Here is a 22,387-nt window from a genome sequence, read left to right on the forward strand (position 1 = left end):
GCATGGTTAAAACTAAAAACTTTCGGCATCATTGCCGACCACTGTGCCCGTGACTCCAACAAGGCTTTCCGACGATGCAATGTTCAAGGCTCCCCCAAACCACGCTAAACACGATGATTGAAGGCGCCAGAATCCTGGAAAAGGACAGCTACGGGCCCAAAGTCTACCTGCTGACGGACGGGAACATTCTTAAACTGTTTCGTCGTAAACGTTTTTTTTCGTCGGCACTGTTGCGCCCCTACTCCAAGCGCTTCATCGATAACGCGGTCAAGCTGCAAGAACGCGGTATTCCAACCCTGACCGTCCTTGAGTACTTCCAACTGGACGCTGCAGGCATGACCGCTGTGCTGTATAGCCCGCTGCCGGGCGAGACACTGCGCCAGATTGCCAACAAAGAAGGCTTTGACTGGGAGCAGAACCTGGACCCGCTGGTGGCGCTGATTCGCCGCTTGCACACTGCCGGCATCTACTTTCGCTCCCTGCACCTGGGCAATATCGTCGTCACGCCGGACAACCAGATGGGCCTGATCGACGTAGCAGACATGCGCTTCCTGCGCGCGCCGTTGAGCCCGGCACTGGCGCGGCGCAACCTGCAGCATTTCGCCCGCTATATTGCGCGCGAGAAGCTGAACGAACGCTTTCCAATGCAGGCACTGGAGCAAGCGCTGCTAGGTGCATGAGAACAGACGCCGGGTGGTTTCACTGAATTCATTCCAGGCTTGCTCCGGCGCCAACGCCCGCAACTGAGCCTCGACAACCTCCTCACCCGAACTCGCGAACGCGCGGGTCAGGAGCTCGCCCCAAAACGCGGCATTGTCTGCCGGGGCGTACCAACCGGCATCCCCCAGTTGCTCGCGGAACACTGCCAGTTCACTGGTCAGTACGGGCACGCCGACCATCACCGCCTCTTGCAGAATCAACCCCAGGCCTTCTTCCGTCGAAGGGATGGCAACCCAGTCAAACGCCCGGTAAAGGCTGGCCGCATCAGGCAGATGCCCAGGCAGCGACACTTTGTCCTGCAAGCCAAGCGCTGCAATACGTGCCTCAAGCCCGGGCCTCGCTGGCCCTTCGCCGAGGATCACCAGGCGCGCATCGGGCTGATCAGCCGCCGCACGGGCAAAGGCCTCCAACAAACAGGCAAACCCCTTGCCGTCTACCAGTCGACCAACCGCACCCACTACGGGCGTGCCAGACAACGGCAAGCCCAGACGGGATCGCGCCTGCTCACGGGAAAGCGCCGCAGCGCGAAAAACGGCCGGGTCAAAGGCGCTGCGCAGCACCGTCACTGGCCGTTGCAGAGAACGCTCCAGCGAGTGTGCGAGGGTTTTCGAGACGGCCGTCAGCGTCAGTTGGGACGCCGGGAATTGATCGAACAACTGTTGATCTGCACGCCGCAAGCGCGTGGCACCATGAAAAATCACCACCGCACGCACGTTCGGTAAACGCTTGAGCACGGGCAAAAGCACCCGCGCAACACCGACCCCATCAAGAAGCACAACCTGTACATCCTCAGGCAGGGCCTTCTGGAAGCGTGCACGCATCAAGGGCATCAACCATTTCCAGAGGTGCCGCCCCTTGAGCCTGGCGGAAGAGAGGTTCCACTCCACGGCCTGTTCAACCAGGCCGTCACTCGAATCAGCACTGCCTTGAAGCAACCAGGTGTGAATCGGTACGCCGCTGTCGGCGCGGGACAGTATCTGCCGATGAACCTTCTGCACCGAAGCAAATGCAGAACCACCGGCCCACATGATGTTGAGAATACTCATCGCAAAACCTTATGAGGCGTTGTTGTCGCGTGTTGGAATTACCAGGGAATCGCCCACCCGATAACCAGCCCCAGGCTCAGCATGACTGCCAGCTTCACCCGCTCTCTGCGCTTACGCCGTGCTTTGGTCGCGCGCTCTTCTGATGTCGACACATGCAAGCCAAAGCCAGTGTGCAACACCGCATCGCCTTCCAGGGTAACGGCAGGCAGATTCAACTGGGCGTACCGCTTGGAAAGCCCCTTCTCACCCTCGAACCCGGCGTAAGGTGCGCACAACCAGTATTCCTTGATACGCCGCAGGCCGGGGTTGAGAGAAAACCCCTGCCATTCAGGTTTCTCAGACAACAACGGATAACACGGTACGCCACCAATCACCTCGCGTGGCCCACGGTGGATATAGGGGCTGTGCACCTGCAAATCGTAGACAAAGTTACGCAACCAGACTTGCAGGATATCGGGACGCTGCTCCAGCACCATCTTGGAATCTTCGACAAACCCAGACCGGTAAAACGCCCAGTCATCTTCGCAATGGAAGATGTAGGGGGTTTTGACCGATCCATAGGCCAGGTCGATGGAAGCCAGTTGCCCAAGCTTCGGACGGTTGATCAAAAAAGTGCAATGACTGTGCCAGTGCTCGGGAATCGCGAGACGTACCGCTTCATCGCCAGAGTCTTCAGTAATGAAGACTTCGCGTATGTCTGCGGTATTGAACAGGTCGAAGCTCTCAAGCGTACGCTTCAACAAATCGAAGCGACCGCAACTGGTCACGACGAGGGTTATGTCGCTCTGATCGGAGAATTGCATTCAAGTCTCGATAGGTTGTTTAGCCATCATTGGCTGCCATGCGTCCGATGTCACACGCCCAGTTTCAGGCGCAGCGTTTCCAGCAAACTCAGTGGAGCACGCGGCCGCAACGGCGGCTTCAGGGCTTCGACAATACGCTGCCCGATGCGCGCAAAGCTGAACTGGCTGACGGCGAGGTCTTGCCCGTTGCGCGCAATCTCTGCAGCCAGTTGCGGGTTGGCGCGCAGTTGCGAGAGCTTTTGCTGCAACTGTGGAATGTCCTTGTAGAACACCACATTGACCATGTCCTTGAAGCCAAGGGCCTCGTTCTCCGCAGCCCCTTGGTCAAACGCCAGCAGCACACACCCGCAGGCCATGGCTTCGAAGTTCTTGATCATGTACTCGCCCATGCCCACGTCGGCGCTGACGAAAAAGCGAATCCGGTTGAGGGTCGCGCAGTACTCCTCACCCGACTTGGTGCGCGTGACCACCAAAGGCTCAACCCGTGCCAACTCATCGAGCAGTGCTTTGCGTCCGCTATAGGCCACGCTGTTGGTGCTGCCGACAAATGCCAGCTCGATGTCGCGCTCAAGTCCCTGGGGCTGCAACAACGCCTGGTCGTAACCCTTGGGCACAAACACCGCATCAAAGCCTTCGGCACGCAGGCGCTCGGTCACCATGTGGCCCGAGCTGATCACCCGTGCCCAGGGCAAACGACGGTAGTGGGCACTGAATTTACCGGTGTACTTGCAGGGAATGTAGTTCTGGTAGGCATCGTGTTCGAGGATCACCAGATTCGGGATCGTACGGATGAACCCGGCCTGGCGGATTTCCTGCTTGAAGCGCAGGAAGAACACGATGCGGTCATAGCGCGTCACGTCGACTTCGCGTTTGAAGTACCCGCGCAGGTTGCGCTGCTCATCACTGCTCAGCCAGCGGGTATCACACTCGCAGTGCTCGGCAATGCCTTCGTACAAGCGATCCAGAATCGCACGCTGCTCTTTCTGCACCAGAAATAAAACTTTCATGACTTTCCCTTTCACAAATGCCTTCACAAACGCCAGAACAACTCATGCCGTCGTACGGCTTTGCGGAAAAACTCGTTCTCACCATAAGGCGACCGCGCCCGGCCCGCCAGCAACCGCTGCAGCCAGCGGCGCACACGACGCTTGAACGGCGGAGCGGGCTGCAGGTCATGCATCATGCCCAGCGCCATGGCCTTGTCACGCTGCTGCGCCAACGACAGTGGCAGGCTGCACGGGCGTAGCTCAAGCGTATCGTCGAACAGCGGCGGCAAGGCAATACCGGCGCCCGCGTCACCCATGGGCCAGCGGTCGTTGTCATGCAGATGGTTGGCGTAACCCAGTACGACGGTCGGCTGCCATTCCAACCCTTGCAACGCCTCGACCACCGCTTGCTGCGCGCAGATATGGTCTGGGTGAGGGTCGAGCACTGGATGCGGCAATACGATCACTTCGGGACGTGCCGTCAGCAGCAACTGGCGCAGATCGGCCAGCAGGTTGTTCCAGGTCGGCAGGCCGTCAACATCCGCCGGCAACGGGAACGGATTGAACTGGCGAAACAAGCGGATATCCGACAGCTCAGCTTCGCGCGAGGCCACTGGCTGATCAGGCGTTGCGCGCATCGCCGGCAGTTGCAGGCAGAAGTAGCCCAACTGCACGCAATGCGCCTGCGGCACACCGGCCCAAAGCGGCACGGCAATGCTGTCCCAGGCGCGCAGGCGGCCCTTGATACGCGAGGCTTCGACCGGGTCCAGACCCATTTGCTGATAATGCTCGGCTTCGATTTCACCGGCGGTGAGGGTCACGATCCACGGTTTTTCAGCCTGGCTGTATAAGCCAAAAGCGGCCAGCTCGGCGTCGTCGGCATGGGGCGCGATGACCATCACCCGCTGTTTTGAATACTCGGGATTGACCCAGGCCCACAACCGGGGCGTGCCGTGCAACGTGCAAAAGCGCCCGCGCAAACGCAGCTCGCCCGCCGCCAGGGCGGGCGCCAGGCCACTGAGATTGAGATAACGAATGCCGTTCACACCGCGCTCGAAAGCCTGGCGATCAGTGCTGTCACCGCCTGTAATCTCAACGGCCGGATCCAGAAAGCGACCTAACCAACCGCTCTTGATCTTGATGGCCAATACCAAGGTCGCATCGGCTTGCAGGGGTGAATCAACCCGCAGCTGCCCGCCTTCGAAGCGAACCCCAGCCACTTCGGCTTCCGCCGAAAAACGGTATTGATAGTCTTCGCCGGGGGCATAAAACAGATGGTCGGCAAACCACGCCTCATGGGCGATCCAGGCCAGCACTCCGAGTACCAGCGGCAGCCACCAGGCAACCCAGACACCGATCACCACCAGCAGCAACAGGCCGATCAATACGGCGACACGTTTGTTGCGCCGATGGCGCTTGAGCAATTGTTGTTTGCGGCTCATACGGTCAGCACCGGCACGGGGTTGCACCAACGGTCCTTGTACTCACGGTCGGCACGCCCGAAGGAAAAGCGCAGCGGCTTGCCGACTTCACGCGCCTGTTCCCAAGCGCTTTGGGTGTTGAGAAAACTTAGGACGCTGCCCGGGCTGAACGCGCGGGTTTCAGGGTCGACACCGCCGTTGACGTACTCCACGCTGATCCACTCGGGCGATTCGACCCGGTACACCAACTGGACAGCGATGGGCGCATCGTTGAGAAAAATAACCGAGCCGATCAGCCACTCGCGCAACAGCTCGATCACTTCAGCCATACGCTCGGCGCCCGTGGCGACAAATCCCCAGCGGCGTAGGAACAGATCGCAGTAGATCGCAGCCAATTCCTGACTGGAAAACTCACTGACCGGGCGCACGACACCGCCTGCCTCTTCGAGCAAACGCAGTTCGCGGCGCTGGTTATAGCGGAATTTCTTCGACAGTTCTTCCGGGGTGCGGGCCATGGCCAGTTGCTCGGCCTGGGGCTTGAGGCCGCTGAAACGGCCTTCGTTCAGGACCGACAGGTAGCGTGCGCGGTGGCGCAACGGCGCCTGGGTGTTCGCGGCGGCCGGCAGGATCAACTCGGCGTTACCCAAGTCAAACAGGCCTTTCTTGCCCTTTTGTTTGAGCACGTCCTTGGACAACGCAAGGTCGCGGCCCCAGGTGGCGATGCACGCCTGCAGTTCACCGCCCTGCTCCCAGGCCAGGTAACGCACCGGGATATCGGCCAACCCGGCCAGACGTTCGATCACTTGAGGATGGGTCGCGACACTGCCGCCAAAACGTTGCCAGGCGTCGTTGTACGCACGCGCGTCGACGACGGACCAGCCGCGCTCGCGCCAGCCTTGAAATCGATTGAGCATCAAGCCCCCGCGGTCAGTTCAATAACGTGCGGCAGTTGCCAGAAGGTATCGCGTACCGCCTGATCCGAGAAACGCGTACGCAGGCGTTCCAGCATCATCTCGGCACACTGCCGTTGCTGGTGCTGATCCATCCCGGCCAGGTGCCGCAGCCCCTGCGCGAGATGTTCGGCGTCGCCGAAGGGAAACAGAATACCGACGCCTTCGACCACTTCCTTCGCGCCGCCACAGGCCGTGGCCAGCAACGGTACGCCGGCTGCCATGGCCTCCAGCAGCACCATGCCGAACGGTTCGTGATCGGAGCTCAGGGCAAACACAACGAATGCGCGGAAATACCGACGCGCATCCGGCACCTGGCCGAGGAACAGCACCTTGTCGGCAATCCCCAGCTCACGAGCCTGATCCTTGAGCGCTTGTTCAAGGCGCCCGGTGCCAAGGATCGCCAAGCGACTCTCGGCCGGTAAGTGCGGCAATGCCAGGGCAAAACCCTTGAGCAGCGTGGCCTGGTCTTTATCCGGGTGCAGGCGGCCGACATTGCCGACCACCCACTCATCCGGCGACAGGCCCAAGGCATCGCGCGCCTCATCCACAGGCACCTGGATGGCCTGCAAAGCGTCGACATCAATGCGGTTATACAACGTCTGGATGCGCGCAGCGGGCCAGGCCGGCAGGCAGCGGCGCATGTCATCACGCACAGCGTCGGAAACCCCCAGCAAGCTCAGGCGCTTGCGAAAGATCCCGGCAAACAGCTTACGGCTGCCGCGCAGGTAATCACCGAACGCGTGATGCACGCCGATGACCGGCAACCGCGTGCCAAGCAAGGCGATATAGATCGGCTTGAACCGGTGGGCGATACAAAAGCTGAAATTGCGCGACGCGGCGATCTTGCGCAGTTCACGGATGGCACCCAGCTTCAAGCCACGAATGGCTTTGGAGCTGAATTCCATGAACAACACTTCATCGGACGCACACCCGGCCGCTACAGCAGGGTCAGCGACCCCGGTGAGAAACACCGTGGTCACTTTGTAGCCAGAGCCTGCGAACAGACTCGCGTACTGCCGTGCGCAGTCCAGGAACGGCCCGTCATAGCCATGGCAGAACTGCAGGACGTGGCGGTCAGCCGAGCGCGTCATAAGGGTCCACGCCGTCTTTGACGACCAGGATGTCTTCCATGATCAGGTACTGCAGGTCGGAGCCGAAGAACATGTCCAGCGCGTCTTTCGGCGAGCAGATCATTGCTTCGCCACGACGGTTGAGCGAGGTGTTCAGGGACACGCCGTTGCCGGTCAGCACTTCGAGCTCTTTCATCATGTCGTAGTAGCGCGGGTTGTATTCGCGCTTGAGCACCTGGGCGCGGGAGGTGCCATCTTCATGGACCACTTCCGGTACGCGGGTCTTCCATTCTTCCGACACTTCAAAGGTGAAGGTCATGAACGGCGCCGGGTGATCGACCTTGATCATCTGTGGGGCCACGGTGTCGAGCATCGACGGGCAGAAAGGCCTCCAGCGCTCGCGGAACTTGATCTGGTGGTTGATGCGGTCAGCCACGCCGGTCGCGCTTGGGCAACCGATGATCGAACGACCACCCAACGCACGCGGGCCAAACTCCATGCGGCCCTGGAACCAGGCCACGGGGTTGCCATCGACCATGATCTTGGCAATGCGCTTGGGCATGTTTTCGATTTTGCGCCACACCGGTTTGCTCTCGTGCTTGGCGCACGCAGCAATCACCTCTTCGTTGCTGTAGGACGGGCCGAGGTAGACGTGCTCCATCTTCTCCACCGGCACACCACGGGCGTGGGACACATAGGCCGCCGCGCCAACCGCAGTGCCGGCATCGCCGGACGCAGGCTGCACGAACAGCTCTTTTACGTCGTCGCGGGCAATGATCTTCTGGTTCAGCTTGACGTTCAGTGCACAGCCGCCGGCGAAGGCCAGCTTGCCGGTGTCCTTGAGGATGTCGCCCAGATAGTGGTCGATCATCTGCAAGGCCAGTTTCTCGAACAGCGCTTGCATGCTCGCGGCGTAGTGGATGTAAGGCTCGTCGGCGATGTCGCCTTCGCGCTTCGGACCCAGCCACTCGATCAGTTTTGGCGAGAAGTAGAAGCCCTTGCCCTTCTCTTTATACCGGCGCAGGCCGATGACGTTGGCGTAGTCGGTGTTGATCACCAGCTCGCCGTTCTCAAAGGAGGCCAGGCGCGAGAAGTCGTACTTGCTGGCGTCGCCGTACGGCGCCATGCCCATGACCTTGAACTCGCCGTCGAGCATCTCGAAACCGAGGAACTCGGTGATCGCGCCGTACAGGCCGCCGAGGGAGTCCGGATCGTAGAACTCCTTGATCTTGTGAATCTTGCCGTTTTCGCCGTAGCCGAAGAACGTGGTGGCGTACTCACCCTTGCCGTCGATCCCGAGGATCGCGGTCTTCTCCTGGAAGCCGGAGCAGTGGTAGGCGCTGGAAGCGTGGGCCAGGTGGTGTTCAACCGGTTCGATCTTGATTTTCTTCGGATCGAAGCCCAGTTGCTCCAGGCACCAGACGATCTTGTTGCGATAGCGTTTGTAGCGACGGTTGCCCATCAGGATCGCGTCGAGGGCGCGGTCCGGGGCGTACCAGTAACGCTTGGCGTAGTGCCAACGTGCCTCGCCGAACAGGCTGATCGGGGCGAACGGGATCGCTACCACGTCAACGTCGGAAGGCTTGATACCGGCCTGTTCCAGGCAGAACTTCGCCGATTCGTAGGGCATGCGGTTCTTTGCATGTTTGTCGCGTACGAAGCGCTCTTCTTCGGCGGCCGCGATCAGCTTGCCGTCGATATACAAGGCTGCGGAAGGATCATGGCTAAGGGCGCCGGACAGGCCAAGAATCGTCAATGCCACTGGGGTCTAGCCTCTTTTAGTCTGCATGCAGGCGGGTTGCGCCTGAAAAAAGTGTGCTTCCCACCTGGGCAGGAAACAGCTAAAGGGCGGGATTATAGCTTAAAAATGATGGGAAACTGCTAGCCGCAAGGGGTTAGCGAAGCTCAACACTCCCGTCAGCACGTTGCCGGTAGATCGTGTAGGGCAGGATGAGCGTATCGAGAACACCGGATATCGGCACATCGAGAACAGCCCAGGGAATTCCGTTCAGCGAAAGCCCATCGGCAGAATTCGCCGGCCCATGCAGCACGCACAAGTCATACGCCACGCCGCTGTAGACACGCGGAACAGACTGACAATAGGTTTTTTTCCCCTTGAGTTCCCGCACGGTGACGTCATCACCACGAAACACCGTGGTGACCGTTCCGCAGCCGCCCATGATTAACGTCATGCCCACCAACACCAACAACCGCACGATAGGGGTCCGCATATCTAATTCTTCTTTTAAATTCAGGGAGCGAAAAGCTAGCACTGCGAAACCCGCGGCTCAGGCATCCGGAACCGACGCCTAGCGTAGGACGCTTCCGGTTCTGACCAGTTGCAACGAATTCGGCAAAACAAGGGTTGAATCGTTAAACTCGCACTTTTTACGCCTACGCCAATCACTCGCGTTGCGCCATAGACCCGGCCTCATCATGACCCCAATTATCCCCACTCGCCTTGCCGTTCTGCTGCTAGGCCTGTGCACCACCGCCCTGGCCGACGATGCGCCCCTGGTCCTCGATCCCAGCGTGGTCACCGGCTCGCGCAGCGCCAGCCCGACGTTCGACCTGCCGTATTCGGTGGACAGTGTCAGCCGCGAACAGATCAGCGACGGCCAATTGGGTATCAACGCCTCCGAAGCCCTGTCCCGCGTGCCCGGCCTGGTGGTGCAGAATCGCCAGAACTACGCCCAGGACCTGCAGATTTCCTCACGCGGCTTTGGCGCCCGGTCGGCCTTTGGCGTGCGCGGCATCAAGTTGATCGCCGACGGCATCCCCGCCAGCACCCCGGATGGCCAGGGCCAGGCGGCCACATTCAACCTCGACACCGCCGAACGCATCGAAGTGCTGCGTGGGCCGGCCGCCACCTTGTACGGCAGCAACGCCGGCGGCGTGATCCAGATGTTCTCCCGCGACGGCGAAGGCCCGCCACGTATCGGCGCCGAAACCCTGATCGGCAGCGACGGCCTGAACAAAAACCACCTGAGCGCCGAAGGCGCGACCAACGGCGCAGGTTTTGTGCTCGACGCCTCGCGCATGGACACCAACGGCTACCGCGACCACAGCAGCGCACGCCGGGACCAGACCTTTGCCAAGCTCAATGTCCAGCCCGATGACGACAGCAAACTGGCGCTGATCTACAGCAGCCTGGAACAGAACGGCACCCAGGACCCGCTGGGGCAAACGTGGGAAGCGTACAAAGCGGACCCGCGCTCGGTGAGCAGTAACGCGCTGACGTACAACACGCGCAAAAGCATCGATCACCAGCAATTGGGGATGAATTACGAGCGCTACATCGGCGATGCGACGTTGCAGGTAAATGCCTATACGGGGCGTAGGAGTGTGATTCAGTACTTGTCGATTCCAGGCACTATCCCCGCGGGCAAACGCGGCGGCGTAGTAGCGTTCGACCGCAAGTTCTACGGCGGCTCTGTCCACTGGCTGCAACCTATCAACAGCGCGCCCGGCGACCTGACCCTCATCGCCGGCCTGGACTACGATCGCAGCCAGGATGATCGCCAAGGTTATTCCAACACCGTCAACGGGGTGCAAGGCGTCAAAGGCGCCTTGGGCCGCGATGAAACCGACACCGCCACCAGCCTCGACCCGTTCGTGCAAGCCAACTGGTTGCTGGGCGACTGGACCCTGCAAGCCGGCCTGCGTCACAACACTATGAAAATGGACGTGGACGACCGCTTCGTCAGTGGTACCGACGGCGACGACAGCGGCAGCAAGACCTACCAGAAGAACACCCCATCGGTCAGCGTGATGTACGCTTTCACGCCCGACCTGCACGGCTATGTGAGCGCGGGCAAAGGATTTGAAACGCCGACACAAGCCGAGTCGGCCTACTCCAGCAGCTCAAACGGTTTCAACTTCGCGCTCAAACCGTCGGTCAGCACGCAGTACGAAGTCGGTTTGAAAGCACGACTTGGCCAAGACACACGCATCAACGCTGCCGTCTTCCAGATCACGAGCGAAGATGAACTGGTGATACAGCAATCCGTTGGAGGGCGTTCCACCTATCAAAACGCCGGCCGCACCCTGCGCCGCGGCTTCGAACTGGGCCTCGAAAGCCAACTCGCCGAACACTGGACCACCAGCCTCGCCTATACCCGCCTGCAAGCCACCTACGACAGCGACTTCGTCAGCGGCACCAGTACCGCCGTCGATAAGGGCAACTACCTCCCTGGCGTACCGCAAACCACGCTGTTCGCCGAACTCAACTGGAAACCCCGCGACTGGGTGAGCACCGCCATCGAGGGCATGTACCGCAGCAAGGTCTACGTCGAAGACACCAACAGCCAGCACGCCGCGCCGGGCTACAGCGTGTTCAACTGGCGCGCGCGCTTCGAACAGAAAGTCGAGCACTGGACCTTCCACCAGACCCTGCGCCTGGACAACCTGCTGGACCGCCAGTACGTCGGCTCAGTCATCGTCGGCGACAGCAACGGTCGCTACTACGAAGCGGCACCGGGCCGCTCGTGGTACGCCGGCGCAGGTGCTGAGTACCAGTTCTAATCAGCGGGATTCCAGCAACCGGCGACTGGCAAAGCTGAACGCCAGCACCACAAAAATCAGCACACCGGTCGCCACTTGCTGCCAGTAGAAATTCCAGCCGATCAGCAGCAAGCCGTTGGCGATCACGTTGATAAACAACACCCCCAACAGGGTTCCGGGAACATTCGCCCGCCCCTGCCGGCTCAAGGTGGTGCCGATAAAGACCGCGCCGATGGCATTGAGCAAAAACGCATTGCCCGACAGCGGCACATAGGCGCTGACCGTCGAACTGAGCAACACCCCCGCCACGCCACAGGCCAAGGCAGTCGCCAAGGCCACGACGGTGACGATTCGCTGCACCGATAAGCCTGAGTAATACGCCAGCAGCGGCTGGGTGCCCTGGGCCAGGAGTTCGCGGCCCAGGCGTCCGCGCGCCAATACCAGGCCATAGAACAACGCCAGTCCCAGCACGATCAGCAAAGGCGTAAGGCCGGTCAGTTCAGGCTTCACACCCTGGCTGATGTAGATAGGCTGGCCGCCGTCCGAGAGCAATTGCTGGGCACTGGTGCCGATAAACAGCGTGCCCAAGGTGGCAAGGAATGGACTGATCCGCAGGCCGGCGATCAACCCGGCATTCACCACACCGACCAACAGGGCCGCGACCAACGCCCCGGTCGCGGCAACTGCCCAGCCATGCCCACCATTGAGCAACACCACAAAACTGAAACTGGCGAAATCCAGTGCCGTGCCCACTGACAGGTCGATGCCACCCGCCGCCACGGCGTATGTCATGCCGATGGCGACAATCGCCAGCAGCACGAAGTTATTCAGCACCAGGCTTTTGAGGTTGCCGCCGCTCAGGAAGCCCGGCGCCTGCAAGGCAAACACCAACACGATCACCGCGAATACCAGCGGCAACGTCAACGGCAGTAAAACGCGTGGGTTCATGAGCCGGCTCCCCGATTCAATGCGCTGGACGCGGCCACCACCAGCAGGATCAGCACGCCCTGCACACCGTTGACCCAGAAATTCGACAGGTTGAGCAGCTGAAATCCATTGATCAGAAAACCGATCAGCAACGCCGCCAACAACGTCCCAGGAATACTTGCCACCAGCCGCCGCGAAAACACCACGCCCAGAAAGGCAATCGCCACCACCGACAGCAACATGTCACCGGAGCCCGTGGTGCTGCCGCTGAAAAACGCTGCCGAACATAACGCCGCCACACCAGCGCACAGGCCAGACAGCGCGTAACTCGACACCCCATAAGCCCGTACGCGAATGCCTGCTGCTTGCGCCGCCTGGGGATATTCACCCACTGCATGCAGGCGCAGGCCGTAGGCCGAATGCTGGACCAACAGGGTCAGCAACCCGGCCGTCAGCAGCAACACCCAGGCCAGTGCCGGCACCGCCAGCCAACTGCCGCCGCTGAGCACGTCCAGCAACGGCGAGTCGGTGGAAACCACGGTATTTTCCGTCAGCACCAACTCCAGTCCCGCCAGCACATTCATGCTCGCCAGTGTGGCCAACAGGGGCGGCAAGCGCAGCAACACCACGGCCAAGCCGTTGACCAGACCGACTGCCAGGCCGCAGCCCAAGGTCAACAGCAGGGTGAGCCAAAGCTCCAGCCCGGCATTGTTAAGGCGGCTGAACACGGCCGCGCACAACCCCAGATTGGCCGCCAGCGACAGGTCGAGCCCACCGGCCAGCACATTCGAGCCGCCGCCGATAATCACGCAGGTCAACCCGAAGGCCAGCACGCCGAGAATCGCTGATTGGCTGAACACATTGGCCACGTTGCCCAGCGACAGAAACCCCGGCGCCGCCAGGGCAAACCCCAGCAAAATCGCCAGGAATACGCCCACCGCCCCCCGTCTCAGTAGTACCTCAAGCATGCTCGACCTCCCGCACCGGCACAGCAGCAGCGGGCACGGCGCCTGTAGCACAGGCGAGCAACTGATCGCTGTCAGCCTCCCCCGCACGAAATTCACCCGCAATCTCGCCGCGATGCAGCACCAGGATTCGATCACTGATCCCCAGCAATTCCTGCAAATCCGATGACAGCACCAACACCGCTGCGCCCTCTTCTACCAGGCGCCCAATCAGGCGATAGATTTCCACCTTGGCGCCCACGTCCACGCCCACACAGGGCTCATCCAGCAGGTACACCGCCGAGCGGCGGCTGAGCCATTTACCCAGGGCGACTTTCTGCTGATTACCCCCACTCAGTTGGCTAACGGCGGCGTGAGGCCCAGGCGTCTTGATCGCCAGCTCTTCAATCAACCGCGCGGTTTCCGTCTGCTCGCTGCGCCGGCTCAGCAAGCCCCAGCGGCTGAACCGCGAGAGCCCCGCCAGTGTCAGGTTTTCCAGCACCGACAACACCGGCGAGATGCCCTGACTACGCCGTTCCTCGGGCACCAGCGCGATGCCGTCGGCAATCGCCTGGCCCGGTGAACGCAGGCGCAGCAAGCGCCCGTCCAGATGCACACTGCCGCTGTCGGCCCGCTCGACACCAAACAGCGTCTTGAACAATTCCTTCGCGCCGGAACCGACCAATCCGGTGAGGCCGACGATTTCTCCGCGCCGCACCTCCAGGTCAATTTGCCGATAACGCCGTGCCAGACTCAGCCCGCGCACCTGCAACAGCGGCGCCCCCAACTCGACCTTGGCCTTGGGGTACATCTCCTGCACGTCGCGGTTGACCATCAGCCGTGCAATCTCTGCGCTCGATGTGTGCCGTGGCTGCACCACCGCCACATCCCGACCGTTGCGCAGCACCGTGACGTCATCGCACAGGCTGTCGATTTCCTGCAGGTAGTGGGAGATGTAGAGGATCGACAGCCCCTGGTCGCGCAGGCGCTTGACGATGCGCAGCAACTGGTCGACCTCGCGCTTGACCAGCGCCACGCTGGGCTCGTCGAACACCAAGATCTTCGGCTGGCGAATCAGCGCCCGGGTGATTTGCAGTACCTGGCGTTCGGCGCTGTTCAACTCACCGACCAAGGCACCAGGCGGCAGTTGCAGGTCAAAGTATTCCGTCAGCAGGCGCTGCGCTTCACGCTGTTGCCGCCGCCGGTCCACAAACGGCCCCCGGCGCAACTCATGCCCAAAAAACAGCGCTTCGCCCACGGTAAAACTGGCGGGCAGCAGGCGTTCTTGATGGATGAACTGCACGCCCAATGCGTCCACTTGACGCGGCGACAGAGCTGCATAGGCCTGGCCGTCGATACTCAGCTGCCCGGCGTCGGCCGTGTGGATACCGGCGAGTATCTTGATCAACGTCGACTTGCCCGCGCCGTTCTCGCCCACAAGCCCATGGATGCTGCCACGCTCGACCTTAAGGCTCGCATCATCCAGCGCCTGGGTGGCGCCAAAGCGCTTGCGCAGGTGTTGCAGGTGCAATGCCGCCATCAGTCACCCCGCAACTGTTGAACCTGTGCCAGGTTGCCGGCGGTGGTCAGCAAGGTGGCGACATGGGTTTCCTTGGGCAGGTCACGTTGCCCGGCCAGGTAGCGCGCCACGTTTTGCACCGCCGTCTTGCCGATCAGCGCCGGTTGCTGCGCGACCACCGCGCCCACCGGCGAGTTCGCCTGACCGAGCAGCGCCAGCACTTCGGGGGTGCCATCGACGCCGTAGGTCTTGATCTCGGTGCGCTTGGCATCGATCAACGCTTTGCTCGCGCCCAACTGCGGAATATCCCAGGCCGACCAGATCGCCGACACGCTGCCCGCCGGGTATTTGTTGAGCAACGCCGACACTTGGGAGTAGGCGTCCTGCACGGTATTGGGGATCACATCGCGCAGCTCGGGCTGGATGATTTCCAGCTGCGGATAATCCTTGAGCGCCAGCTTCAACTGGTCATAACGAATCGCACACACCGGCACACCGTAGAAGCCGTTGAACACCAGAATCTTGCCCTTGCCGCCAGCGTCCTTGATCAGTTGATCGGCCAGGGCTTTGCCGGTGGCGACGTTGTCCGAAGTGGTGTTATTGAGGCTGTACTGCGACGGCGCATCGATGGTGAACAGCGGAATCCCGGCCTTGCTGATGCGCTTGAGCCACGGGTCGATCACGCTGAGGGTGCCGAGGGTCTGGATCACCGCGTCGGGCTTCTGGGTGACCACGGTTTGCAGTTGGGTCACCAGGTTCTTGTCATTGCGCCCGGCGTCGAGGGTGATCGGCGTACCCCCCAGGCGCTTGATCTCATCCACCTGGGCCTGGAACGCCTTGATATCGAAATAATGACTGGTGCCGGTCATGCTCACCGCAATGCGCTTGCCGGCCAGGGACGGCACGGCATCATCGCCTTCGGCAGCGTGGACGACGGCAGCGTGGCCCAGCAGCACAGCAACGCCGAGGCAAATCAAACGGGTAAGCGAGGAAAGGCTGGAAGGCATACAAGACTCCGCGGGCGGCTGGTGAAAGGGTTCACCAGGAGACTTTGCAGAGGCCATGCCAGGTTTTTTATCTATAAAAATCAGTCAGATAGAAAATACTGAGTGCGTAAGCGCTGTCTTTCTTCACTCACAAATGCCCAAGCACTGTTGCTGACACAACACTTAAGGAGAGCACCATAACTGTGGTGAGCGGACTTGCCCCGCGCTGGGCTGCGCAGCGGCTCCAAAACCAGCCGCTGCGATTTACCTGAAGCATTGCGGTGCTTCTAGTGGGGCTGCTGCGCAGCCCAGCGCGGGGCAAGCCCGCTCACCACAGGAAGACCGCTCACCACGTGTAAGCGCTGTCGTTCTTCACTCACAAATGCCCAAGCACTTTTGCTGACACAACACTTAAGGAGAGCACCATAACTGTGGTGAGCGGGCTTGCCCCGCGCTGGGCTGCGCAGCGGCCCCAAAACCAGCCGCTGCGATTTACCTGAAGCATTGCGGTGCTTCTAGTGGGGCTGCTACGCAGCCCAGCGCGGGGCAAGCCCGCTCACCACAGGAAGACCGCTCACCACGGGAAGCACGTGTTCAGTCGATGGTTTTAGGCAGTCGCTGATCAATCAGTTTGTACAACGCACTGTCCTGCGGCCAATTACGCATAAACCGCGCACGATCCTTCGCGTATGCCGTGGCGAAGCTGGCGGCGGAGGTGTGTTGGCACATTGCATCGAGGTCGATCAGCGACCAGCGGTCCTTGTCCCAGAACAGGTTATGGCCCTTGAAATCGCCATGGCTGATGCGTTCGCGGATCAGTTCGGCAAACAGCTTGTCGAGTGCCAGCAGCTCACCTTCCGGTGCATCACCGTGTTCAATATAGGGCGCGAAACGCTCGATGATGTCCGGGCCCGGCAGGTATTCGGTGATCAGATAAGCCCGACTGCGCAGCCACACAAAGCGCTTTTCCAACACCGCCAAAGGCTTCGGCGTGGCGATACCAAGGAACGCCAGGCGATTGCCTTCGCGCCAGGAATGCCAGGCGCGACTTGGGCGCCAGAAGCGCTTGAGCCAGTGGGCAAAGCCCTTGATGTTGTAGCGCTTGATAACCAGCGGGCGACCGGCTACCTCGACCTTGGCCACGCTCGCGGCGCCACCGGTCTTGTACAAGTGGCCCTGGTCGAGCAGTGCATCGGCCTGTTCCAGCACCGGCAGCATCGAGGCCTCTTCTTCGCGACGAATCGCGCGCAAGCCAAAGGCGCCGCGTACCACGCTGAACAACGTGCATTCGCGGCCGACCTTGTTCAAAAAGTCCTTCAAGCGCCAAGCGCTGACCTTGCGCACCTGCTTCTCCAGGGCTTCCAGCGGCAAGGCGTGTTCGCCGTTGCTCAGCAGGTAATACACCAGCAACTCTTCGGTAAACGGCTCAAGGTTTTTCGGCAACTGGGCGAAAAACACGCCGAGGTTTTCCAGCACGCGGTTACGCGACAGCGGCTTGCCGGCCTCTTCGACGCGGATACCGGCACCGTCGATCAGGTACAGCTTGCCGTCCTGGCGCAGCAGGTTGTCCAGGTGCAGGTCTTCCTGCCACAAGCCTTTGGTGTGCATCTGGGCAATCGCGCCCAGTGCTTCGGCGAGCACGGCGGTTTGCTCGTCAGCCAACGGTGGCAGGCCTTCGACGGCATGCCAGGCATCGGCCAGGCTTTCGGCGCCTTCGATAAATTCAAACAGCAGCCAGCCGCCTTCGCCTTCCAGCAGGCCATCGGCGAGCAACAGCGGCGTGGTCAGGCCTTGTTCGGCCAGTAGTCGTACGCCACTCAGTTCACGCTGAAAGTGCCGCGCGGCCTTGCTGCCCACCAATAACTTCGCCAGCACCGGACGCCCGCGCCAGACTGCCGCGCCCACGTAACGCTCGCCCGGTAACACGCGTAAAAGGCTCAGCAGTTGCAGTTGGCCGGGACCAGCGGCATCCGCCAGGTCAAGGGTCAGGGGCAGGCTCGGTGTGCGGCCGGCGCTTTTCAGCTCGGACAGGCGCATCAGCGGTTCTCCTTGTGGCTACGCCGGACCGTCAGGCGTTGCAGCCAGGTCGCGACCAGCGCGCTGTCTTCGGGCTGATCGAGGTAGGCCGCCAGCAGTTGACGCACCTGCACGTCCGACCACTGCCGTGCACGACGCAACAACGGTTCCAGGTCTTTGACCCGATCACGCCAGCCGAACAGCAGCGGGCGGGTTTTTTCCAGGTCGATCAACTGCGCGGCATAACCGTCGCCGGTCGCCTGCAGGAAAATATGCTTGGGGTAAAAGCAGCCATGGACCTGGCCGAGGCTGTGCAACCGGCGCGCCAATTGGCCGCACGCCAGCAGGATCGCGCGGTGCTGGGCGTCGCTCAGTTGCGGCCACTGCTCCAGCAATGAATCCAAGTCATTCCAGCCGTCGAGAGCGCGGGTCAGCAGCATTGCGCGGTGTTCACCGGCGACCTTGCGCTCCCCGTAAAACGCCGCCTGCAAGGCCGGGATACCCAGCGCGCGGTAACGACTGATATTGCGAAACTCACGGGAGAAACTCGGCTCGCCCAGCGGTCGGTGCAAGCTGCGCGTGAGGTAGTTGCTCTGGCGCTTTAGGTAATACCCGTGGCCATCGAGCTCCAGACGAAACACGCTACTCCAGCCGCCACGGCTGGTGTTGGGCTCGTCCACCGCGTCCAGTTGCTTGGCCCACAGCGCGTCGAATGTCGCGAGGCCGTGGCGCTCCAGCAAGGCACGGTCTTCAGCCGCCAGAAAATCACTCATTCGCGTCCCTCGAAAAACTTCACTACGTGGCGGATCCGCCGCTTGTCCGAATCGCTCAGGTGCCGACACCCACGGTACTGCATATAGAAACGCAGACGCTGGGTAGCCGACAGGTGATACTTGGCCACCTTGTCGAGACAGGCCAAGTCCTTGGTGATGCGGTACTTGAGCCAGAAACCGCGCCAGAAATCGCCGTTGGGGCAATCGATCAGGTACAGGGTCTGCTGGTCGTCGATCAGCAGGTTGCGCCACTTCAAATCGTTATGGGTAAAGCGCTGGTCGTGCATCGTGCGCGTGTACTCGGCGAGTTGGCGGCTGACGACATCGACCCACTTGGGGTCGCGCAGGCGCGCATCTTTACGCTCGGCCACCACCGAAAGATCTTCGGTATTAGGCAACTCACGAGTGATCATCGCACCACGGTCGTAGGCCAGACCATTGCGCTCCAGACCCCAAGCCACCACATCGGCGGTGGGAATGCCCCACTTGGCGAAGCGCTTTAGGTTCTGCCATTCGGACTTTACCCGCGGCTTGCCCAGATAACGCCGCAGGCCCTTGCCGGCGCCGGTGTAGCGCTTGACGTAGTAATTGACCCCGCCGCGCTGCACCCGGATCACTTCCGATAACGGATCGCGGGTCAGCCGCTCGCCTTGCAGGGCGAACACCGCGTCGAGGCTTCCAAAATCATCCGCCAGGGCGGCATAAGCAGGTTCCAGGTTCCAACCCGCCATCAGATCGCATCCCCGTAGCGTTGCTTGCGTGCGTACAGCTTGTCGGCCTTGCGCTGCATCAGGCTCAGGGACGCCGATTGCTCGGTCAGGATCTGGCGCAGCGGCTGGCGGAAATAGCCCTTGAGGAAGCGCAGTTTGTCGCGACGGGTCAGGCCGATGTCCAGCGCTGAGTAATACAGTGCCGACAGGTCCTTGTCGCGCCAGCGCAGCGGCAAATGGGCCCGCATTTGGGCGCGGTGCAGGTCGATCACCGAGAGTTTGATGTCACGCGCGTCGATCGGCTTGGACGTGTCCAGCAGGAAGTGGCACAGGTAGCAGTCGCGATGGTTTACGCCGCCCCGGTGCATGTCGCCGACCATGCGCGCCAGCTCTGCGGTGAGGGCATGACGCAAGGCAGGTGCGGGCGGCTCGGCGGCCCAGTTGAGGGTCACGTCTTCAAGGCTGAGGGTCGGCGCCAGTTCTTCGGTGATGATGAACGAGTGTTGGTCCGCCGGGTTGCTGCCTTTTTCGCCGAAGGCCACGCCGGTCATGGTCGGTACGCCGATCTCCTGCAAGCGGTGAATGGCATCCCATTCCAGGCCGGCGCCCAGTACCGGCAACTTGGCGGTGATCAGGTTCTTGAAGATTTCTGCCCAGCCAATACCGCGATGAATCTTCACGAAATACGGGCGGCCATCCACCTCGGTGCGCAGCGTGCGACGCGCTGCCAGTTCACGGAATACCTGGCCTTGCAGTTTCTCGACTTCGGCGAAAGCATCACGCCCGGCCCATAACGTCTTGAACGGTTCGGCAAGAATCAACTTCATCGTTTTGGCTCCGCCAGAATCACATCCGCAGCGTGCTGCGGCATGCTGTAGAGGTCGGCCGTCTCGGCGAAGGCCAACCCATTGCGGCCCCAGGCCGCGCGCTGTGCAGAATCGGTCAACATTTGCGCCAGGTACTGGTTCAACTGAGCCTGTTCAAACGGCTCGTCCAGCACCAGCCCACTGTCGGCTTCGGCGATGTAGTGGGCGTAGCCACACACGGCAGAAACCAGCACCGGCAACCCCGCCACCAGGGCTTCGAGCAACACGGTGCCGGTGTTTTCGTTGTACGCCGGGTGGATCAGCAGGTCGGCGCCCAGCAGGAAACGCGGGATATCGCTGCGCCCCTTGAGGAACTGCACGTTGTCGCCCAGCCCAAGAGTGGCGCTTTGCAGTTGGAATACTTTGGGGTCGTCCTGGCCGATTACAAACAGGCGCGTACGTTTCTTCAGTTCAGAGGGCAACGCGGCCAAGGCTTTCAGGCTGCGGTCGACGCCCTTGGTCTTGAATCCAGAGCCGATCTGCACCAGCAACAGATCGTCATCGCCGAGGTTGAATTCCTTGCGGAAACCTTCGCGGATTTCAGCCGCGTTCGGCGGCGCGCGACGGTCCTGGGCAATGCCCGGCGGCAGCAGATGGAAGCGTTCCAGCGGGGTGTCGTAATGCTTGATGAACAGCGGCTGCTGCACCTCGGAGATCATCAGGACTTCAGTCTTGGCGTCCTTGGCGAACACCGCACGCTCGTATTCGGCAAAGTGCTTGTAGCGGCCAAAGCTGCGGTACAGCGAATGGCGCAGGTTTTGCGCCTTGTCTTCAAAGCAGCCATCGGCGGCGTAGTACACGTCCAGGCCTGGCATCTTGTTAAAGCCGATCAGGCGGTCCACCGGGCGCTTGGCGAGGTCGGCCTCCATCCACGCACTGAGCTTCTCGTTGCGCTTATGGTTGAAGAACGCCTTGACCGGCGCCACCAGCACTTCGAAGCCGGGCGGGATGTCGCCTTCCCAGATCAGCGTGTAGACACGAATCTGATGGCCGCGCTGCTGGCACTCCAGGGCGATGCGCATGAAGTCGCGCTGCAGGCCACCGAAGGGGAAGTATTTGTACAGAACAAAAGCCAGTTGCATCAGTGCAGCTCCTCAGCCAATAACAACGTGCTCAGCCGGCTTGCCACACGCTCAGGGTTCAGGCGCGTAAAGCACAGGGGCGACTCGCGCTTGATGTCGAACCGACGCAGGTCGTCGGCCGTGGGTTGATATGTACATTGCTTTTGCAGACACGGTGCGCACGACCAGTCGCTGCCCAAGTGAATCTGGCCCTTGCCGTAAGCGCCGGTCAGGCCGGGGTTGGTGGGGCCGAACAGGGAAATGGTCGGCACGTCCAACGCGGCAGCCAAGTGGCCGAGACCGGTGTCCACCGCGACGCAGGCACGGGCGCCAGCCAATACCCGAGCGACGCCGGCCAGGTTGAGTTTGGGCAGCACTTCGGCGTTGCCCAGGCCTTGGGCCAGGCGTTCGGCGCGGGCTTTTTCGGCGGCATTGCCCCAAGGTAATTTCACGTCCACACCCAAGCGGCCCATGCGCTCAGCCAGCTCGCGCCAATAGGCTTCGGGCCAGTGTTTGGTGTCCCAGGTGGTGCCGTGCAACAGCAGCACAAACGGTTTTTTCGGCGGCAGGCCGAGCAGTTTTTCGGTGCTCAGGCCGTAGTCGCCCAAGCCTTTGGGCAAGTCATAACCCAGCGCCACGGCGAACAGCTGGCGCAGACGCTCCACCGCGTGTTGCCCACGGGCCACGGCCAGGCGTCGCGAGTAGAAGCGCGCCGCAATGGGTTCACGGGCGGAGTTCTTATCGAAGCCCGCTACCGGAGCACGCACATAGCGGGTCAGCCAGGCACTTTTGAGCAGGCCTTGGGCGTCGATCACCAGGTCGTATTTGGTCGACTGGATCTGCTGCTTGAAACGCCGCCACTCGCCGCTTTTGATGGTCTGCCAGAGGTTCTTGCGCCAGCGGCGGATCGCCACCGGGATCACTTTGTCTACGGCCGGGTGCCAGGTCGGGATCTCGGCGAAGCCTTCTTCCACCACCCAGTCGAATTGAATGCCGGGGATCGCCCGCGCCGCGTCGGTGAGTGCCGGCAACGCATGAATCACGTCGCCCAGGGATGAGGTCTTGATTACCAGTACCCGCAAC

At 61.3% G+C, this 22,387-nt stretch carries 20 protein-coding genes; 2 read left to right on the top strand and 18 right to left on the bottom strand.

Features of this window, described 5'->3' with window-relative positions; genetic code table 11:
* Nucleotides 1-113: 113 nt before the first annotated feature.
* Nucleotides 114-680: a toluene tolerance protein gene (locus CKW32_RS22965; RefSeq protein WP_177326457.1), complete on the top strand. Its 567-nt coding sequence runs from the start codon at nt 114-116 to the stop codon at nt 678-680.
* On the opposite strand, the gene CKW32_RS22970 is transcribed toward CKW32_RS22965, so the two are convergent.
* From CKW32_RS22970 to CKW32_RS23005, 8 genes are all read right to left on the bottom strand, one after another.
* Nucleotides 669-1,766, bottom strand: coding sequence for a glycosyltransferase (locus CKW32_RS22970; protein ID WP_095186084.1), 1,098 nt, complete (start codon nt 1,764-1,766; stop codon nt 669-671). The genes CKW32_RS22965 and CKW32_RS22970 overlap by 12 nt on opposite strands.
* A gap of 38 nt (nt 1,767-1,804) precedes the next feature.
* Complete coding sequence (locus tag CKW32_RS22975) at nt 1,805-2,569, bottom strand: hypothetical protein (protein ID WP_095186085.1); 765 nt, start codon at nt 2,567-2,569, stop codon at nt 1,805-1,807.
* 50 nt (nt 2,570-2,619) lie between these two features.
* Nucleotides 2,620-3,576, bottom strand: coding sequence for a glycosyltransferase (locus tag CKW32_RS22980; protein ID WP_095186086.1), 957 nt, complete (start codon nt 3,574-3,576; stop codon nt 2,620-2,622).
* A gap of 23 nt (nt 3,577-3,599) precedes the next feature.
* A complete protein-coding gene (locus CKW32_RS22985) occupies nt 3,600-4,997 on the bottom strand; it encodes a PIG-L deacetylase family protein (RefSeq protein ID WP_095186087.1) in 1,398 nt (465 codons plus the stop codon).
* On the bottom strand, nt 4,994-5,890 hold the full coding sequence (locus CKW32_RS22990; RefSeq protein WP_032890397.1) for an antimicrobial resistance protein Mig-14: 897 nt from the start codon (nt 5,888-5,890) through the stop codon (nt 4,994-4,996). Before CKW32_RS22990 ends, CKW32_RS22985 begins: the two co-directional genes overlap by 4 nt.
* Nucleotides 5,890-7,020: a glycosyltransferase gene (locus CKW32_RS22995; protein ID WP_095186088.1), complete on the bottom strand. Its 1,131-nt coding sequence runs from the start codon at nt 7,018-7,020 to the stop codon at nt 5,890-5,892. Before CKW32_RS22995 ends, CKW32_RS22990 begins: the two co-directional genes overlap by 1 nt.
* Nucleotides 7,004-8,761, bottom strand: coding sequence for a carbamoyltransferase (locus CKW32_RS23000; protein WP_095186089.1), 1,758 nt, complete (start codon nt 8,759-8,761; stop codon nt 7,004-7,006). The genes CKW32_RS22995 and CKW32_RS23000 overlap by 17 nt, the downstream gene beginning before the upstream one ends.
* Before the next feature lie 133 nt (nt 8,762-8,894).
* Nucleotides 8,895-9,230 (bottom strand): YceK/YidQ family lipoprotein, encoded by a 336-nt coding sequence (locus CKW32_RS23005; protein WP_095186090.1) that lies wholly within the window; start codon nt 9,228-9,230, stop codon nt 8,895-8,897.
* A gap of 205 nt (nt 9,231-9,435) precedes the next feature.
* Between CKW32_RS23005 and CKW32_RS23010 the strand changes: the two genes are divergently transcribed.
* On the top strand, nt 9,436-11,523 hold the full coding sequence (locus tag CKW32_RS23010) for a TonB-dependent receptor (protein ID WP_095186091.1): 2,088 nt from the start codon (nt 9,436-9,438) through the stop codon (nt 11,521-11,523).
* Here CKW32_RS23010 and CKW32_RS23015 read toward each other — a convergent pair whose 3' ends face one another.
* From CKW32_RS23015 to waaC, 10 genes are all read right to left on the bottom strand, one after another.
* Nucleotides 11,524-12,450 carry an ABC transporter permease gene (locus CKW32_RS23015; RefSeq protein ID WP_095186092.1) on the bottom strand — a complete coding sequence of 309 codons (927 nt, stop codon included), beginning with the start codon at nt 12,448-12,450 and terminating at the stop codon, nt 11,524-11,526. It lies immediately after the preceding gene.
* On the bottom strand, nt 12,447-13,397 hold the full coding sequence (locus CKW32_RS23020) for an ABC transporter permease (protein ID WP_095186093.1): 951 nt from the start codon (nt 13,395-13,397) through the stop codon (nt 12,447-12,449). Before CKW32_RS23020 ends, CKW32_RS23015 begins: the two co-directional genes overlap by 4 nt.
* A complete protein-coding gene (locus tag CKW32_RS23025) occupies nt 13,390-14,913 on the bottom strand; it encodes a sugar ABC transporter ATP-binding protein (protein WP_095186094.1) in 1,524 nt (507 codons plus the stop codon). The genes CKW32_RS23020 and CKW32_RS23025 overlap by 8 nt, the downstream gene beginning before the upstream one ends.
* Nucleotides 14,913-15,899 carry a sugar ABC transporter substrate-binding protein gene (locus CKW32_RS23030; RefSeq protein ID WP_032890384.1) on the bottom strand — a complete coding sequence of 329 codons (987 nt, stop codon included), beginning with the start codon at nt 15,897-15,899 and terminating at the stop codon, nt 14,913-14,915. The genes CKW32_RS23025 and CKW32_RS23030 overlap by 1 nt, the downstream gene beginning before the upstream one ends.
* A gap of 573 nt (nt 15,900-16,472) precedes the next feature.
* The gene (locus CKW32_RS23035; protein ID WP_095186095.1) at nt 16,473-17,915 is read right to left on the bottom strand and encodes a lipopolysaccharide kinase InaA family protein; all 1,443 of its coding nucleotides are present in this window, start codon (nt 17,913-17,915) and stop codon (nt 16,473-16,475) included.
* A complete protein-coding gene (locus CKW32_RS23040) occupies nt 17,915-18,667 on the bottom strand; it encodes a lipopolysaccharide kinase InaA family protein (protein WP_095186096.1) in 753 nt (250 codons plus the stop codon). Before CKW32_RS23040 ends, CKW32_RS23035 begins: the two co-directional genes overlap by 1 nt.
* Entirely contained in the window at nt 18,664-19,398 is a 735-nt protein-coding gene (locus CKW32_RS23045; protein ID WP_095186097.1) for a lipopolysaccharide kinase InaA family protein, read from the bottom strand. The genes CKW32_RS23040 and CKW32_RS23045 overlap by 4 nt, the downstream gene beginning before the upstream one ends.
* On the bottom strand, nt 19,398-20,204 hold the full coding sequence (gene rfaP, locus CKW32_RS23050; protein ID WP_032890375.1) for a lipopolysaccharide core heptose(I) kinase RfaP: 807 nt from the start codon (nt 20,202-20,204) through the stop codon (nt 19,398-19,400). The genes CKW32_RS23045 and rfaP overlap by 1 nt, the downstream gene beginning before the upstream one ends.
* Entirely contained in the window at nt 20,201-21,325 is a 1,125-nt protein-coding gene (locus tag CKW32_RS23055) for a glycosyltransferase family 4 protein (RefSeq protein ID WP_032890373.1), read from the bottom strand. Before CKW32_RS23055 ends, rfaP begins: the two co-directional genes overlap by 4 nt.
* On the bottom strand, nt 21,325-22,386 hold the full coding sequence (gene waaC, locus CKW32_RS23060) for a lipopolysaccharide heptosyltransferase I (RefSeq protein ID WP_032890371.1): 1,062 nt from the start codon (nt 22,384-22,386) through the stop codon (nt 21,325-21,327). Before waaC ends, CKW32_RS23055 begins: the two co-directional genes overlap by 1 nt.
* Nucleotide 22,387 lies beyond the last annotated feature (1 nt).

The sequence above is a fragment of the Pseudomonas sp. Irchel 3H9 genome, from assembly GCF_900187495.1.
Classification (GTDB): Bacteria; Pseudomonadota; Gammaproteobacteria; order Pseudomonadales; family Pseudomonadaceae; genus Aquipseudomonas; species Aquipseudomonas sivasensis.

Bases quoted from the DNA above. Each gene is read 5' to 3' on its own strand.
- CKW32_RS23030 (WP_032890384.1), bottom strand. From the start codon at position 15,899: ATGCCTTCCAGCCTTTCCTCGCTTACCCGTTTGATTTGCCTCGGCGTT.
- CKW32_RS22990 (WP_032890397.1), bottom strand. From the start codon at position 5,890: ATGCTCAATCGATTTCAAGGCTGGCGCGAGCGCGGCTGGTCCGTCGTC.
- CKW32_RS23055 (WP_032890373.1), bottom strand. From the start codon at position 21,325: ATGCAACTGGCTTTTGTTCTGTACAAATACTTCCCCTTCGGTGGCCTG.
- rfaP (WP_032890375.1), bottom strand. From the start codon at position 20,204: ATGAAGTTGATTCTTGCCGAACCGTTCAAGACGTTATGGGCCGGGCGT.
- CKW32_RS23015 (WP_095186092.1), bottom strand. From the start codon at position 12,450: ATGAACCCACGCGTTTTACTGCCGTTGACGTTGCCGCTGGTATTCGCG.
- CKW32_RS22970 (WP_095186084.1), bottom strand. From the start codon at position 1,766: ATGAGTATTCTCAACATCATGTGGGCCGGTGGTTCTGCATTTGCTTCG.
- CKW32_RS22985 (WP_095186087.1), bottom strand. From the start codon at position 4,997: ATGAGCCGCAAACAACAATTGCTCAAGCGCCATCGGCGCAACAAACGT.
- CKW32_RS23020 (WP_095186093.1), bottom strand. From the start codon at position 13,397: ATGCTTGAGGTACTACTGAGACGGGGGGCGGTGGGCGTATTCCTGGCG.
- CKW32_RS22965 (WP_177326457.1), top strand. From the start codon at position 114: ATGATTGAAGGCGCCAGAATCCTGGAAAAGGACAGCTACGGGCCCAAA.
- CKW32_RS22975 (WP_095186085.1), bottom strand. From the start codon at position 2,569: ATGCAATTCTCCGATCAGAGCGACATAACCCTCGTCGTGACCAGTTGC.
- CKW32_RS23005 (WP_095186090.1), bottom strand. From the start codon at position 9,230: ATGCGGACCCCTATCGTGCGGTTGTTGGTGTTGGTGGGCATGACGTTA.
- CKW32_RS22980 (WP_095186086.1), bottom strand. From the start codon at position 3,576: ATGAAAGTTTTATTTCTGGTGCAGAAAGAGCAGCGTGCGATTCTGGAT.
- CKW32_RS23035 (WP_095186095.1), bottom strand. From the start codon at position 17,915: ATGCGCCTGTCCGAGCTGAAAAGCGCCGGCCGCACACCGAGCCTGCCC.
- CKW32_RS23045 (WP_095186097.1), bottom strand. From the start codon at position 19,398: ATGGCGGGTTGGAACCTGGAACCTGCTTATGCCGCCCTGGCGGATGAT.
- CKW32_RS22995 (WP_095186088.1), bottom strand. From the start codon at position 7,020: ATGACGCGCTCGGCTGACCGCCACGTCCTGCAGTTCTGCCATGGCTAT.
- CKW32_RS23040 (WP_095186096.1), bottom strand. From the start codon at position 18,667: ATGAGTGATTTTCTGGCGGCTGAAGACCGTGCCTTGCTGGAGCGCCAC.
- CKW32_RS23025 (WP_095186094.1), bottom strand. From the start codon at position 14,913: ATGGCGGCATTGCACCTGCAACACCTGCGCAAGCGCTTTGGCGCCACC.
- CKW32_RS23010 (WP_095186091.1), top strand. From the start codon at position 9,436: ATGACCCCAATTATCCCCACTCGCCTTGCCGTTCTGCTGCTAGGCCTG.